Annotated in this window: 17 protein-coding genes; 4 read left to right on the top strand and 13 right to left on the bottom strand. The window is 49.8% G+C overall.

Going from position 1 to position 15,271, the window contains the following annotated elements:
* Positions 1–19: 19 nt before the first annotated feature.
* Positions 20–958, bottom strand: a complete 939-nt coding sequence (locus CJP46_RS06155; RefSeq protein WP_094594675.1) for an AraC family transcriptional regulator — start codon at positions 956–958, stop codon at positions 20–22.
* Positions 959–1,112: 154 nt separating this feature from the next.
* On the opposite strand from CJP46_RS06155, the gene CJP46_RS06150 reads away from it, so the two are divergent.
* Together CJP46_RS06150 and CJP46_RS06145 are read left to right on the top strand one after the other, a co-directional pair.
* Positions 1,113–1,367 carry an Atu4866 domain-containing protein gene (locus CJP46_RS06150; protein ID WP_094594674.1) on the top strand — a complete coding sequence of 85 codons (255 nt, stop codon included), beginning with the start codon at positions 1,113–1,115 and terminating at the stop codon, positions 1,365–1,367.
* Between the two features lie 43 nt (positions 1,368–1,410).
* Positions 1,411–2,148: an SDR family oxidoreductase gene (locus CJP46_RS06145; RefSeq protein ID WP_094594673.1), complete on the top strand. Its 738-nt coding sequence runs from the start codon at positions 1,411–1,413 to the stop codon at positions 2,146–2,148.
* 150 nt (positions 2,149–2,298) lie between these two features.
* Here CJP46_RS06145 and CJP46_RS06140 read toward each other — a convergent pair whose 3' ends face one another.
* Together CJP46_RS06140 and CJP46_RS06135 are read right to left on the bottom strand one after the other, a co-directional pair.
* A complete protein-coding gene (locus tag CJP46_RS06140) occupies positions 2,299–3,210 on the bottom strand; it encodes a GNAT family N-acetyltransferase (protein WP_094594672.1) in 912 nt (303 codons plus the stop codon).
* A gap of 128 nt (positions 3,211–3,338) precedes the next feature.
* Complete coding sequence (locus CJP46_RS06135; RefSeq protein ID WP_094594671.1) at positions 3,339–3,896, bottom strand: GNAT family N-acetyltransferase; 558 nt, start codon at positions 3,894–3,896, stop codon at positions 3,339–3,341.
* Between the two features lie 285 nt (positions 3,897–4,181).
* Here CJP46_RS06135 and CJP46_RS06130 point away from each other — a divergent pair, with 285 nt between their 5' ends.
* Both CJP46_RS06130 and trxA read left to right on the top strand, forming a co-directional pair.
* The gene (locus CJP46_RS06130) at positions 4,182–5,072 is read left to right on the top strand and encodes a class I SAM-dependent methyltransferase (RefSeq protein WP_094594670.1); all 891 of its coding nucleotides are present in this window, start codon (positions 4,182–4,184) and stop codon (positions 5,070–5,072) included.
* Positions 5,073–5,105: 33 nt separating this feature from the next.
* A complete protein-coding gene (gene trxA / locus CJP46_RS06125; RefSeq protein WP_094594669.1) occupies positions 5,106–5,414 on the top strand; it encodes a thioredoxin in 309 nt (102 codons plus the stop codon).
* A 322-nt stretch (positions 5,415–5,736) separates the two neighbouring features.
* On the opposite strand, the gene CJP46_RS06120 is transcribed toward trxA, so the two are convergent.
* The 10 genes from CJP46_RS06120 to CJP46_RS06075 all read right to left on the bottom strand — a co-directional run bounded on the left by CJP46_RS06120 (position 5,737) and on the right by CJP46_RS06075 (position 15,262).
* Positions 5,737–6,723, bottom strand: coding sequence for a phosphotransferase enzyme family protein (locus tag CJP46_RS06120; protein ID WP_179281048.1), 987 nt, complete (start codon positions 6,721–6,723; stop codon positions 5,737–5,739).
* A gap of 59 nt (positions 6,724–6,782) precedes the next feature.
* Positions 6,783–7,385 (bottom strand): class I SAM-dependent methyltransferase, encoded by a 603-nt coding sequence (locus CJP46_RS06115; protein ID WP_094594667.1) that lies wholly within the window; start codon positions 7,383–7,385, stop codon positions 6,783–6,785.
* A gap of 14 nt (positions 7,386–7,399) precedes the next feature.
* Complete coding sequence (locus CJP46_RS06110; protein WP_094594666.1) at positions 7,400–8,503, bottom strand: aminopeptidase; 1,104 nt, start codon at positions 8,501–8,503, stop codon at positions 7,400–7,402.
* A gap of 23 nt (positions 8,504–8,526) precedes the next feature.
* A complete protein-coding gene (locus tag CJP46_RS06105) occupies positions 8,527–9,084 on the bottom strand; it encodes a hypothetical protein (protein ID WP_094594665.1) in 558 nt (185 codons plus the stop codon).
* Between the two features lie 205 nt (positions 9,085–9,289).
* Entirely contained in the window at positions 9,290–9,913 is a 624-nt protein-coding gene (locus tag CJP46_RS06100) for a hypothetical protein (RefSeq protein WP_143812923.1), read from the bottom strand.
* Positions 9,914–10,038: 125 nt separating this feature from the next.
* On the bottom strand, positions 10,039–11,097 hold the full coding sequence (locus CJP46_RS06095) for an ATP synthase beta subunit C-terminal domain-containing protein (protein WP_094594663.1): 1,059 nt from the start codon (positions 11,095–11,097) through the stop codon (positions 10,039–10,041).
* Between the two features lie 231 nt (positions 11,098–11,328).
* Positions 11,329–12,351 (bottom strand): ABC transporter substrate-binding protein, encoded by a 1,023-nt coding sequence (locus tag CJP46_RS06090; protein ID WP_094594662.1) that lies wholly within the window; start codon positions 12,349–12,351, stop codon positions 11,329–11,331.
* A gap of 27 nt (positions 12,352–12,378) precedes the next feature.
* Positions 12,379–12,711, bottom strand: coding sequence for a 4Fe-4S dicluster domain-containing protein (locus CJP46_RS06085; protein ID WP_094594661.1), 333 nt, complete (start codon positions 12,709–12,711; stop codon positions 12,379–12,381).
* Positions 12,708–14,309, bottom strand: coding sequence for an FAD-dependent oxidoreductase (locus tag CJP46_RS06080; RefSeq protein ID WP_094594660.1), 1,602 nt, complete (start codon positions 14,307–14,309; stop codon positions 12,708–12,710). The genes CJP46_RS06085 and CJP46_RS06080 overlap by 4 nt, the downstream gene beginning before the upstream one ends.
* A gap of 35 nt (positions 14,310–14,344) precedes the next feature.
* Positions 14,345–15,262 carry an ABC transporter permease gene (locus tag CJP46_RS06075; protein ID WP_094594659.1) on the bottom strand — a complete coding sequence of 306 codons (918 nt, stop codon included), beginning with the start codon at positions 15,260–15,262 and terminating at the stop codon, positions 14,345–14,347.
* Positions 15,263–15,271 lie beyond the last annotated feature (9 nt).

The following is a 15,271-nucleotide window of genomic DNA, read 5'->3' as shown; positions in this document are numbered from 1 at the left end:
GAACCAGCGTTTGTCCCGGCTACCCGCCATTTTTGTCCGCTGAAACCACCATTTCGTCAACAAGGGCGCTGCGCAATAGGCGAACGTCCCGTACCGGCGGCTGCCCAAACATCCGAGCATATTCCCGGCTAAAATGCGACGGACTCTCGTAACCGACCTGAAACGCAGCTTCCGCCGCATCGATCGATCCGGAGAAGAGCAGCCGGCGCGCCTCTTGCAGTCGGATCTGCTTCTGAAACTGGATCGGACTCAAACCTGTGACTTCCTTAAAATAATCGTACAGTGACGAAGCGCTCATACGAGCCTCTGCCGCCAATTCGTCTACTCGCAGGGGCTGGGCAAAATCTCGGTTAAGCTTCTCGACGACACCAGCGATTCGCTGCGCATGGCTCCCGATGACGGCAAATTGCTTCAGGGACGCGCTGTTTTCGTTCTGAAGCACCCGGTATATAATCTCCCGCATGGCATAAGGCGCGAGCACCGGGATATCCTGCGGCGTTTCGACCAGTTTAACTAGTCGCAGCACTGCATCCAGGAGGGTATCGTTCATCCGGCTTACCTTCAACCCCCGGCTGGTCTCATTTCCTGCTCGGATGACGTCACCGGATGCCTGAATGACATCAAGAATCTGGTTCATATCGAACAGAATTTGCAAGCTTAAATACGGCGTTTCTCTCGAAGCCTCCATTACTTGTCCTGTAATCGGCAAATGGACCGAGGCGGTTAAATAGCTGCTTGGATCATACTGGTACACCTCTTGCCCCAGCATGACCACCTTGGAACCCTGAGCCACGACGCAAAGGGAAGGTTCATAGACAGAGTAAACCCGCTCGGATAACCGGGAAGCACGAATCAAGCGTAAACCGGGAACTTGGGTATCATGCGTCCCGTCTTCCGGTGTGAAGTTCTCGATGATCCGCAGCAATTCTTTCCTTTGTTTCTCGAACCATTCATCCATCCACTTCCACCTCCTATTTTCCACATGATGTATTTAACTTTATCTTTTCCTGGAGGATTAGGCAATCATCCCGTACGATCCGGCTACCGTCTTGCTTCCCGATGAAACGATAATAAACATGTAACAAACGCAGCAAATGAAAGGAGATGTTTCAATGAGTATTCAAAACGAACAGTCCCACCCTTATGTCGGCATGTGGGTGACAAAAGACGGTTATATCCGGCATGAGCTTCTGCCAAACGGCCGATATGACGAAGCGCGTGGAAAGAAGCAGAGTGCTTATCAAGGAAGATATACCATCGTTGACGACCATATCGAATATGTGGATGATACAGGGTTTACGGCGGACGGTGATTTCCGCGATTCGGTGCTCTATCACGCCGGCATGGTTCTTTATCGTGAGAAATAGCAAAAACGATTGAGATAACTCAATTCAAAAGGAGAAATGTGCAATGTCCGAAATCAATGGAAAAGTCGTTGTCATTACAGGAGCAAGCAGCGGGATCGGTGAAGCGACCGCGAAGCTTCTCGCCAGCCGGGGCGCTCATGTCGTCATTGGTGCGAGACGCTTAGAAAGACTGGAAGCTCTGGCTTCCCACATTGAGGCAAAGGGTGGCTCCGTCTTATATCAACAGCTGGATGTGACGAATCTCGATCAGATGAAGGCGATCATCTCCTTGGCACAGAGCCGGTTCGGACAAGTCGATGTCATCGTGAACAACGCGGGCGTAATGCCTCTCTCACCCTTGGAAGCCTTGAAAATCGACGAATGGAACCGAATGATCGACGTCAATATCCGCGGGGTTCTACACGGTATAGCTGCGGGTCTCCCGGTGATGAAAGAGCAGCAATCCGGCCATATGATTAACGTGGCTTCCATTGGTGCCTATGCGGTGACGCCGACGGCAGCGGTATACTGCGCAACCAAATACGCCGTTCGCGCGATCACGGAAGGTTTGCGGCTGGAATTGGGTGCCAACATCCGGGTAACGCTCGTTTCTCCCGGTGTAACGGAGTCCGAGCTCGCTGACACCATTTCGGATGACGAGGCCAGGGAATTCATGAAAACGTACCGCCGCAACGCTCTTCCTGCTTCCGCCATCGCCCGTGCCATCGCTTATGCAATCGAGCAGCCGGCAGACGTTGATGTGAATGAGTTGGTGGTCCGTCCCACGGCTCAGCTTGCATGACACGATGAATAAATAGATTCGAGTCGTCGAATGACAAATCAGGCAGTCGGTCGCTCAATTGAGCCGGCTGCCTGATTGCTTTTTCCAAAGTTAGATGAACTACTAATGCAGTCTAGACATTTTTGCCGATACACTTATCACTTCGACGGCTTAAAGTTCCCGAACGTATCGCACTTCCTCCGATACCTCTTTGAACCCCACGGCATGATACAAGGATAACGCCGATGAATTCGCCGTTTCAACCTGCAGCTCGGCGCATTCAGAACCGATCTTTTTGAGATAGATCAGCGCTTGGGACAGCAGATGCTTGGCAATTCCTTGTTTTCGCCAAGGTTCTCTGACAAATACATCCTCGATGACGCCATCCCCCTCTGCATCCATCCAAGCCATTACGCTGCCGATCAACGTATCGTTTTCCTTAACTATGAAAGTAGTCCACGCTCTATTCTTCCGGTTTTCCATGAACCGCCCCAGCCCTATCGGAGCCTCCGGCCAAATCTCCATGTCTGCTGCCAAGTATTCATGGATGTTTTCTTCCGACGGCATGTCCCACTGGATATAGCGATACGGTGCGGGAAGAGCAGATTGATCTATTTCTCCAGCCAGCTGCCTGTGCATGGTATATAAACTTTTGCTGTATTTGAACCCTTTCGAAACAAAATATTGGGTGTTGATCACCTCAGTGGACTGGTTACCGATTCCAATCATCGTCTGGTAGGACTGGGGCAAGGTGCTTTTCAACTCGTACGCCCTGTTTAGCGAACGTTCATATAGAAGATCATAGAGGGTGTAGTCGTCTTCCCTTTCCCGAAGCGTCTTTAAGTTGATATAAATTTGGTGCTGATGTTCTTGGGGGCTGCCGGCCGGGATCTCTGAAATAATATTGACTTGGCCCTTGCCAATGATTCGTTCTCCCTCTACTGCTATAAATACATTCGGCCAGTTCTCCTCGTCTCCAACCCACCAGAAAACCGTTTGGCCGCTTGAAGTAACGGCTGTATATAACTCGCCCAGCATCTGAAAATCATCTTTCGTAAAATGGCGGACTTCCACTCGGATCATTCACGAACCTCCACTTTTTTGATGAGCTGCATTGTGACTCCAGCAGCATTATTTTACCATTTTACGACGCATTCGTTTGGTATCATTCAGATATATTCGTTTTGGAGGTCGCCACATGAAACGGCCAATTAGTGCAAGGCGTGCCGGTCCTGCCACTCCTTTTGGGTAAGACCGTAAATGACTCTGTCTACATATTGGTTATGTAAACATTCGTAATTCCTGATGATCCCTTCCTGCGTGAAACCCAATCGTTCTGGAATCGCTCGGCTCTTCATATTGTTAACCGCTGCGCCGATTTCGATTTTACGAAGCTGCAGTTCATGGAAGGCATGTTCGACAAAGGTTCTGCATGCTGCAGTCATCAGACCTTTACCCTCAAACTGCGAGCCTAGCCAGTAGCCTATTTCTGTTCGACCTGCATCCCAGTCCATCCTTAAAAAACCTATGGATCCTGCAATTTGTTCTTTATACCATATCCCTGCCCAGTATCCATCATTATTGGCGAATCTTTTTAACGACCGGCTGATAAAAGCTCTTGTGTCTTCGACGTTGTGTGTAAGGTCAGGAAACTGAAGCCACTGCCTTATGGATTCGCGACTGGTGTCAATTAAATGAAAAAGCTCGTTAGCATGCCTATCTTCAAGAATCGAAATGTATGTATCTACATTGACTATAGCCTTGTACATCGTATAAGTCCTCCTTTATCAAACATATACAATTCATCCCATTTTACCATGAAGACATTGCAAATCGTCGGAGCATCCTGTATTATGGATATTAAAGATCCATAATATTATTTGAGTAGGAAGGAGTGAAGCACTCTAACCATACCATTTTTACAACAACTTTGGCGTTAGTATTAGGATTGCTGCGTTTCTACAAGCGCCTTTACTATTGAAACGAACAGAGGGAATCATCTTTTTTTGTATTTAAATTATGGATATAACAGATCTATGGAGGTATAAATAAACATGAATGATTTTTTTAATGAAGCCATTTGGGAAAAAGCATGGAAAGACGACCCCGACACCTATATAAACAAGTCCAAACAGGCCGGCATCGACCCGTCTCGAGACTTTGATCAGAAAGCCAGAGCTTTCAATGAGCAGTCATTCAGCCCTGAGGGAAGAAAACGAACCAATCGGATCCTGAACTGGATTGAGGGACAAGGGGTATCATTCGAGAATGCCTCTGTGCTGGACATCGGCGCCGCTTCGGGCGTATTTTCGGTGCCGTTTGCAGAGCGGGGAGCCCGTGTAACATCCGTCGAGTCCTCCCCTCCACAGGTTGAATTGCTACGGGAAAACATAGCCAAGTTTGACGAAGGCCAGGTAAACATTATCCCCGTACCCTTTGAGGAAATCGATGTTCAAGAAAAAGCCCTTAGCCAGGCTTTCGATCTCGTTTTCGTTTCGATGTGCCCGGTCATTCGCGACTGGGATAGTGTCGAGAAGGTGCTCCAATGTGCGCGAAAATTCTGTTATATCAGTCTGCCTGTCTCTTCCGCAGAACACAGTCTGGTCAATGAAATTTGGCCGCTCGTCACCGGTGAACCTTACAAGTCCAAACCAGCGGAAATGGGATATTTGCTCCATCTGCTGTATCTCAAAGGCTATTCCTATGAGTCCCTGGTCACACGGGAAACCAAAACGGTGGAAATGTCGAAAGAAGCAGCGCTGCAGGAGATGATGAGCTGGCTTCGCAGACATGGTCTGCCTGCCGATGAGCGAAACAAGACAATAGTTGCAGACTATCTGGACCAAGCTTATCCGTCTGGACAAGTTACCTTCCGACAGGGTGGCCGTTTTGGAAAGGTATTGATTCGACTGCAGGATCAGAACATGTACACCAGGGAGATTTGAGTCAGGAAAATAATTATGTAAAGGAAGATGAAGATGGCGATCCAGCATGCAACAGATTCAACGTTTAAAAAAATGATGCAAACAGAAGGCGTAACGGTCGTGAATTTTTGGGCATCATGGTGTGGTCCTTGCAAAATATTTGCTCCCATTCTGGAGGAATTTGAAAAGGAAACAAGCGGTTCGGTTAATGTGGTGAAAGTGAATGTGGACGAAAACCCGGTGACCTCTGCCCAATTTCAGATTATGAGCATACCGACCACCCTTATTTTCAGAGATGGCAAGCTCGTTTATCAGGAATCAGGGATTCTGCCGAAGCAGATCCTGAAGCAGCTCACGGCCTAAAAATATATCCACAGCAACAAAACAAAGCCGGAATTCCTTGAACGGGAATCTCCGGCTTTTGCTTATTGCAAATGAATCCCCATGACCTTCCAGTCACCTTTACGGACATAAACATCAACTTTCCGATCGTCTAACGACGTCACATAATAATATTCCAAATCTCGATTCATCCCTTGGATGTCAGATGTTTTCCTGCATTTCATCGTTGGACTCAGGCCTGCCAGAAACTGATAAGTCTGTCCATATTGCGAAAGGGACTTGATTTGGTCTACATCGTGGTTAGTAATGATCGTGTTCAATTGCTTTTCAAGAGACACTTTAATTACATTTCAATCTCGCAGCCGTCAAAGGAGCGGCCATCCGCGATGATTTTCACCGCCTCCGCTATTGCGTTTTTCTGAAAATCATTCAGTTTGCTTTCGTCTCCATCCCAATCCTGCAACCACCAGAAGAAGGAACATATATTTCGGTAATCCATAAACAATGGAATCCGCTGAATCCAATGAGATTCCAACTGATGATGTTTGAAGTATCCTTCAAGAAAATAGTCCAAAAATTTGCGGGCAAATTCATTTTTGGACCCTCGATCCTCGCCGGGGGACCCCCACCAAACCGCATGGGTCGCCGCAATGGCAATATCCAGCGCATACCAGCCATAGATACTGTCGTCAAAATCAAATACGGTAATCGTATCTCCGTCGATCATGAAATTATAAGGGTGCAAGTCGTTATGGATCAGCCCATACTCATTCTCATCACGTGAATACAAATCGATCTCATTTTCAAGGCTTCTTAATTTTTCAAGGAGCACCCTGTACTTCCCATGCTGCAAATTCGGATTGCTGAAATCCATCTTGCTCCAATGATCTCTTTGCCTGCCCTTTACCAAGGGTTTATAGGATTTCGAGTGCAAGTGCATCTTCCCCATGGTTTCTCCCCAAGCTTGATAAACGGCTGTCCCCCACAAATGCGGGTGGCCTTTATCGAAGAATTTCCCCAGTGCCATGCGAAAAACGGCGGCAATATAACATTGTCCCTCTTCTTCATACACGGCCGTTAACTGTTGATCCTTCGACAAGATCGGCAGAGATGCGTTTACGCCATGCTGTACCAGATCATGCACCCACTCCAACTCGGCATGAATCTTATCTCTATAAGCAAAAGGCTTAAGCGATAGGCGCAGGATGTAATGATCATTGTTTTTCGTAAACCGGTATACCTCATTCGCTGAATGGCTAATAAACTCCAGCGTATTCACATCAAAGTCAAACGATGCTGCAGCTTTGGACAATATATCCGGTGTAACCATCTGAAACCTCCGTATCTTCATGTCTGCGGACAGGGGGCCTGCCGCCATGGACAACCATCTTAATTCTGTAATAAGAGTCCCTGAAAATAGGGCTCGCTTTCTTTTAAAGGAACTGTATGAAAGCTGATTTCCTTGAAATATTGTCTAGCCAGCGCTCTGATGGAACGGTCCGAATAAGAGGCGAAAAAACGTTTTGGCTCACACCAGTCGTTCTCCCAAACACCCTCGGAATCTTTGCCTCCATATAATCCCATATAAAATAATCCATCCGGCTTCATTACTCGTTTAATTTCCGACAGGACGCCGCCTATTTCATTTTTGGGCACATGCAGCAGACAGTTTAAGGCGTAGACGGCATCAAATGAATCGTCCTCAAATGCTAAATGATAGAAATCCATCACATAGGCTTGGAGCCCTCGTTCTTTGCAGTAACGAACCATCTCACTGGACAAATCAATGCTGGTTACCTCGAGACCGTGCTCTTTGAAGTATAGGCTATCTATTCCTGTCCCGGCGCCGATTTCGAGAAGTTTCCTTTTACCTGAATCCTGCAGGCGGGTTAGAAACTTGTCCCTCTCGATCACCTTCCAATCGGCCGGATTCGCATTTGTTCTGCGGTGTGAGTCGATATCATACGATTTAGCCAGATCTGTTTTATCCATTACTTTATCCCGCCTTATTCACGATTTAAACCCTGAAGCTCATCCAATACAAATCGGCCGTTCTCCCGGACCAAGATATCATCAAACCAAAGTCGGCCGCCACCCCACTCCGCGCACTGATTAAGCACGATATCCCAGTGGATAGATGATAGATTAGCATGTTCACATTGGTTTGGGGCACTTCCGATCGCCAGATGGATACTTCCCCATATCTTTTCGTCAAACAATATATCTTTCATGGGCTTGGTTATATAAGGGTTTAAGCCGATACCGAACTCTCCCAAATACCTTGATCCATCGTCCGTATCCAGAATCTGCTGCAGCTTCGATGTATCGTTAGCCTTGAAATCAATAATCTTACCATCTTGGAATTCCAAAGCAATATCCTCGAACGTGAAGCCCCGGATAACGACCGACGTGTTGAACGTGATCATACCGTTGACCGAATGTTTTCTAGGAACGGCAAACACCTCCCCGTCGGGGAGATTCTGCAGCCCTGCGTCTTTTTGGATAGGCATCCCTTGAATCGATAGCGTCAAATCCGTTCCTGGTCCTTCAATCCGTACCTTGTCCGTCCGTTCTAACAGAGACACCAATCGATCCATTTCCTTAGCCAGCGCCCGATAGTCCAGAGTGCACACCTCAAAGTAATAATCTTCAAAGGCTTCCGTCGGCATATTGGCCCGCTGTGCAGCGGCCGGCGTTGGGTAACTCAAAATACACCATTTGGTCTTTGCCCATCTGGGGTCGTGCACCCTGTGATAATAATCTCGCCAATACACATCTTTCTTCGCATGCGGCAGATCGGCAAGCTCATTAGCGTTATCGCTGGCCCTAATGAGCACATAAGCGTCCATTTCGTTCATTCTAACGTAGTCATGGGTGGCCTGATGCTCCCAATGGGCCGGTTCACGATACATGATTTGGGTTTTCAATATTTCTTGGTCTGTAAAAATAACGCTCGCATTGCCCCCGGCTTTAAACGCTTCCTTTAGGATCGCTTTCGCCAAAAGGGTGTGATGCCCCTCGACTTCGATCAGCAGATGCTCCCCTTTCTGCAGCTGTACAGAGTAATTCACTACGGTCCATGCGAGTTGTTCAATTCTCGGATCCTTCATAAAACCTCCTGGAAGTTAATGCTTTACTTTCTCACACGTATCATTTGGCGCTCTTTCCACTCAAAATAGTCCCCCAGTTTGAAAGTGGACAAATCAATCACTAGATTATCTTGGTTAGGCAATTCCAAGGATCGGTCAAATCCATAATCCGTGCAAGAGTATAGTTCCAACTCTTCACCAGACTTCAAATGGCAATCCATATAGTGGAACAGCTCTGTTAGGCATTTTCTGCTGCATTGATATGATTCAGGGGCAGACCGTCTTTTTTCATCATTCATTTCGAAAGAACCCCCATCGGGATGCACTTGATAAATGTATGGGTGCTGGAATGGGCACGAAGCGTCTACTGATTTCATAGGACCCGCTATGTACAAGCCGGCTGCATCCAATTCCGTTTCGTAGATATCCATCAGCTGGTCCCCCTCCGGGTCCTTTTCCAACAAAGCTTGTACAACCATTTGATCTTTTGCGGAAGGGTTCACTTTATTAATGTAATCCCGAAAGGTCATTACCGTTTTGTTCTTACCGAAGGAGCCGGTAGGAAGCTCTCGACTTGAAGCGATATAGTAGTGTTGAGTCATGGGGCTCACTCTTCAAATTCATTTGGCAGGTCTTCAGTTAAACCGAAATGATGGGCAATACGGTTTCCATAATATTACTTCGCTTCAAAGCACTACATCTCCTTTTGACCATGAAGGCCTCCCGGTACCTAACCTAAACAGGCCACCGTTGTTCGGCAGCCTGTTTGTCCTAATAGATTAACCTTGTATGCCGCTATGGCGCTGATTAGTCCAACGTTTTCAAAATTTGACTTGCATAAGCATCCCATGCTGCATCGTCGGTGTTGATTTCCACAGCTGGTAAAAGCGATTGTTTCATACACGAACGCAGTGCTTCCTGATCCTCAACAAACTTGCGGCAAGCATCTTCTGCGGACGGGTGATTCGCCATTACATACGTACGCCAAGCTTCACCGCGGCTTTCAACATATCGGGCCGGAACGGCTTCCGGAGACAAGGTCAAAAGAATACACCGTGCATTGAGGCGCAGCAAACGCTGTTCCAAAGCTTCGATTTTTGAATGATCTGCGAAGGCGGCGCGATGATTTAGATGAAATCTCTCCAAAATGAAAAAAATCCCGTTAGACGGTTTCGTTTGACCCAGGGATGCTATCCAGCCGTACAGCTGTTCAAGATAATCGATATGCTGATTCAAAAGCGAGATATGTTCATTTTGATCCAACGACCGCAGCACTCCATGATCGGAATGGAGGATTTGCGAATAGTGTTCGCTTAGCGCAATCATCGTTCGTTCGGCATGCGGGCTCGAACTATGTACTCTTTTTAATGCAGACAATACGGATGTTTTCCCTGTTGTGGATAAGCCTTCGAGAATGACGCCTCGTATCAAACCGTTCACCACCTTCGAAATTCGATATTCTCCTCTGTGCTCTATACAATCTCTCATTCGAGAGCAAAGAGCCGGTCGGCTGGACCAGCCCCATGCACCCGTCTTCTATTTCATAATCGTCCGCTTTAACTGGTGACTTCCAGCCGCCCCTTAAAAAACAATTCGGAAGGATCCGTTTTATCCATTTCACCATCCAAGATCCGCTTCACATCAGCCAACGTATCATAAAGCGTCAACCATTCCCCCGGCTTCTTGGTATAAGGTTCGGATACATAGAAAGGCTGCGCAAGATAAGCTTCGAGCCCTTCCCCCCGTCGATACAGCTGCAAATCACTATCGGAAATCTTCTCGCCGCCTAGAACGGTCACCAGCGATCTCAGCTCTCTGTAACGGCGGAGCAGTTTACGAGCCGCTTGCTGGGTGGTCAAATGAACGGCGTCCAGATGCGCTCCTTCCAAAACGGTGGAGGTCGATCCGATCGGGTCGATCGCCGGATAAATGCCGCGGCTGATCAGATCAGTGTCAAATCTCCAAAGGGTGTCGAGAGGACCATACGCATTATCATCGTCTGCCGCTTCACACTTAATATCTACAAGGGCGATCGTAATCGGCCGGGCCCCCACTTCTTTAAGACTTTCCCGCAAGGATAATAACTCGCCGGATAATACCTTGCTCCGATCAACCCCGAGCAGGATATCCTTTTCCCCTCGCAGCTGCACGATTTGTTCATAAACGTCCTCTGGGGCCGAATGGGTAAACTCGGATTGTGCTTGGACCAGCTCGACTCCCGAAATATCCGATTGCGGGTCCCAGAACACGGTTGCGAATCCCCGTTTCTTCACGCGGAGCATCAGTTCCGCGAGCATAACCAACTGCCCCATGTTTGGCCGGGCCACAAATCCAACCGTTCCCCCGCGAACTACCGGGGCCAGTAAATCCAACGCTTTTACACCTGTCTCGATCATACGAACACCACTCCCTCTAATAATGAGTTCATCAAGACTGCATCCCGCCAAAGAAGCAAGGGCCACTAACGTTCTCACTTCAGCACGGCCGACAGGGATTTTCCCTGTACACAGATTGGAAACCGTCGCCGCTCTTAGACCAGCTTCCCGTGCCGCAGTCGTTAGATTCGGTACGCGTCTGCGCAGCAGCGGAACGTTAAGCTGTAATTCCTCATCCATATTCTAGCACCTCCTTACTTTGTATAGTAATTTATTTTACTCTATAGCGCAATAGGTTGTTGAGGAAAATTTGAGCACCTTTGATTCAAAAAAAACCACCCTTGTTTAGAAACAGGGTGGCTCCGCAAGATATCATTTTCATTTATTCCAGCAACTCACGTTAGTTTTCCTTTGGCCGGTGGGTTTTCGTAAATTGCTCGAACAATGGCTTGGTATCCCGCGCGGCCGTGGTTATTTCAGCACCCAATCGTTAATATCAAAATCTTTTTTTGCCAGCTTTTCTTCAACAAGGAAATTTTTCGTTCCTTCAATCAGCTTTAAGCCGTCATCCGTGAACGGAGTGTCCTTGATCTCGCTGATCGGACTGATCTTCTTCACAATATCCGGAGTCGTTCCCTGCGCATCCGCAACAAACTGGTAGTACTCGTCTTCATGCTGCTTTAAATCATCGAGGGCCTTTTTCCGTGATTCGTTCCATATTTTCGGAAAGTCTGGGAATTTGGCCAGAAAAGCATCGGACACGACAGTTGCACTCGTACCGATGAGATCCGGATGCTTGGTGGCGTCATCGAGCAGCGGGTAACCTTCGTCAATCTGCTTCATCGCCTGCACGCCATTGCTGGTTAACGCGTCGACATCCCCCCTTGCCAAAGCAGCCTGAGCATCGGGAATCAGCATGTGAACCAGTTTATAATCCTTCACGCCCTCCTGGTTGAGCAGGCCGACCACATATCGGTGCATGAAAGACCCTTTTTGAATGGCGATCGTTTTGCCATCCAAATCCTTGATGGACGCAGCTCCGCCTCTTTTCGCAAACAAGTACCCGATGGAATAGGTCCCTGGCTGGGAAATCAAGCGTGTCTTCGCACCGGATGCGTAAGCAATGATCGCCGGTGTATCGCCAAGGCTGCCTGCGTCCAGACGGCCGCTGACTAACGATTCCGTTTGATCGGGTCCGTTGGGGAAGCCGGTCAGGTTCACCTGCGTTATCCCGTGCTTCTTCAGCTCCTCCTGGATAATGCCCTTATGGAATCCCCATCCCTCGGCTCCGCTTGAAGGAACATTTAATGTATTGATCCCGATATAGCCATAATTGAGCACCGTCGGTTTATCCGGGGCAGCTTGAGCAGTAATCCCGGTACCTTTGGACGGCGAGCATCCCTGAACCACGATGACGGCAATCAAGCCTGCCAGAACGATAACTGACTTCCACAAGCGGCCGTGTTTGGTTTTTGTATGATGCGTAGTATTCATGATTGGCTCCCCCACATTAGTCGATAATTAAAACCCGCTCCGCTTCGACAGCTGATACATATATTCGTGACTGGCGACAGGCTTGCGGCCTTTCCCCCAGCCAACCTTCTCCCGATATCCCCCCATTAAGCCTTGTTCAGACAATTCGCTTTCCGTGACACCGATAACCGACTCGGATTCCGGGGCGACGTACAGCGCATCGGCCGGGCAGTACAGCTCGCACATAAAGCAGGTCTGGCAATCGCTTTGCCGGGCGATCACGGGGATCCCGTCAACGACGCGTTCGAACACGTTGGTAGGACATACGGACACGCATTGATTGCATGCAATGCATTTGCTTTCACTGATGACTTCGATCAATGGAAGACGACCTCCTTATGAACCTGTTCCGGACGAACCCACAATTGGTCCAATCCGCCCGTGATCAGGCGGTAGTGCTGATTGTCATCCATCCCGGCAAAATCGCTTCGCTTATGCATCCCTCTGGATTCCGTCCGGGCCAATGCAGATGTATACATCCAACGGGCCGTTGCCGTCATGGCCGCCGCTTCCCTAGCTTTGACGCCATCCACCGTGTGCTCAATGGCCTGCTCCCGCTGCTCGTTCCATAAACCGTTCAGCCTGCTCAACGACTGGGTCATCACCTCACCGGTCCGGAACAGGTTACGGTCGTAAGGTTTGACCTCATCCTGAACGGCCTGAATCCATTCCGATGCCCGGCTTGGTTTTACGCTGCCCTTGCCTTCCTCTACAATCGGCTGGGTGGACTTTCGCTTTAAATTACGGCTTCCATCATGAGTACCCAGCTTCTTAACGTAGGCCGCCGCGCCTTCTCCGGCGAAAGAGCCCGAGGACATGGCCCACGCCGCATTGTGGCTTCCGCCGCCGGTAAACCCGCCGCAAATCAGCTCCCGGGTGGCCGCGTCGCCCGCCGCATAGAGTCCCGGCACATCGGTTGCGCAAAGCTCATCCGCCAGCCGGATGCCGCCGGTTCCCCGGACGGTTCCTTCCAGGCGAAGCGTAACCGGGAACGGGTCCGTAAACGGGTCGATGCCACGGCGGTCGAAAGGTAAGAAGAAGTTGGTCTGGCCAACCCGAAGCAGCGGCTTCAAATGCTCCGGTGCCTGATCCAGGACGGCATAGACCTGCCTGCCTTCCATGAGGTTGCGCGCAATCACGGAGCGCCCGCGCTTGGAACCGGCTCCTTCGACAATCGTGCCGTCTTCGTAATAGAAGCTCGCATAGCTGTAATAAGCCGTCTTGGTCACAGACGAGAATGTCGGGCAAATCGCATAGGCATTGGAAAATTCCATGCCGGACAGATTTGCTCCGGCTTCAGCGGCCATCAGATATCCGTCGCCCGTGAGGACGTTGCAGCCGAGCGCCTTGCTGAGAAAAGCGCATCCGCCTGTTGCGATGACAACCGCGCTGGCCTCCACTGTCCACGGGATCCCTGTCTGTGTATTGACTCCTGCAGCACCTCCCACGCCATGCTCGTCGGCCAGCAGCTCCAGTGCCGGGCTGTGATCCATAATCGTCACGCCCGCCTTCCTGACTACCTTGCGCATGAGGCGCATATATTCCGGCCCCTGCAGGCTGCGCCGGTGCTGATTTCCGTGGTCATCCAGCGGGAACGGATACCCCCAGCCTGCCAGCTGATTCATGTTAGCATAGGTGCGGTCGAGCACCCGGTTCATCCAGCGGTGTTCCGCCAGCCTTCCGCCCATCTCGTAGCGGCTGGCTTTGGCCTCTTCCCTCAGGCGTTCGTCCGGCTTCACATACCAGACGCCCGTGCCCGAAGGAGCTGTCGCCCCACTGGAGCCGCAATATCCTTTATCGGCCAGCACCACTCTGGCTCCTTTGGCTGCTGCCGTTACGGCTGCCCAAGTTCCGGCCGGCCCCCCGCCGATCACCAACACATCCGTTTTCAAATGCTGCGCTTTTTCTTGAATGGCCATCCTTTTCACGCCTCCCATTTTGTTAGGAATTGAACTTAACCACTGTATGTGTCGCGCCAATGAAGCCATTTGCGCTCCAGCAGGCGAACCAGGGAATCGATCAGCTTACCTACAACCGCGAAGATAAGAATGCCGACAAAAATCACCGGAGTATCCGAGTTTTGCTTGGCTTCATTAATCATAAAACCGATCCCGGCCGTGGATCCTACGAGTTCCGCTACGACCAGGCTGATCCACGATACGGCCAGCGATAATCTGACACCGAGCAGGATGCTCGGCAGTGCACCGGGTACGATCAGCCGGGTAAACCGTTGATACGGCTTGAATTCGAGCACCCTTCCCACTTCGAACCATTTGCCGTCCACTTGCCGAATCCCCGCGTATGTATTGATATACAGCGGGAAAAACGAACCCGAAATGATGATGGCAATCTTGGAGGTCTCGCCAAAGCCGAACCACAAAATGATCAGAGGCGCAATGGCCAAATGCGGGACGAGCCGCAGCACCTGTATGCTGGGATCAAGCAAATGCTCCGCCTTGCGGAACAAGCCTGTAATGCACCCGAGCACCAGTCCAAGCATCCCTCCGATCGCAAAACCGAGGAGCGTACGCTGCAAGCTGACTCCAATATGGTAGGCAAGGTCTCCCGAGGCAATGAGCCGGATCAACGATTTCAGAATGACCCAAGGCGTCGGCATGAATTCGGGCGATATCCAGCCTGCGCCGCCTGCCCACTGCCACAGCACCACGACAACAACAGGTATCATGGACGCCCATAGGAGATCTCCCCACCATTTCTTTATGCTCCCAGGCCGCCTGATCGCTTGAACGACTTCTTCTGCGATGTTGACGGTGCCTGCCCCAGCCTCCGGATGCGGAGGAGGGACTGAATGAGCGACTCGTTCTTGTTTAACCGTTGTTTGCGGAATAGGCATTTCGTTTTGCAGGCTCATATGAACACC

Source organism: Paenibacillus sp. XY044, from assembly GCF_002257645.1.
In the GTDB taxonomy this organism is placed as follows: domain Bacteria; phylum Bacillota; class Bacilli; order Paenibacillales; family Paenibacillaceae; genus Paenibacillus_AQ.
This window is presented reverse-complemented; position numbering and strand designations above follow the sequence as displayed.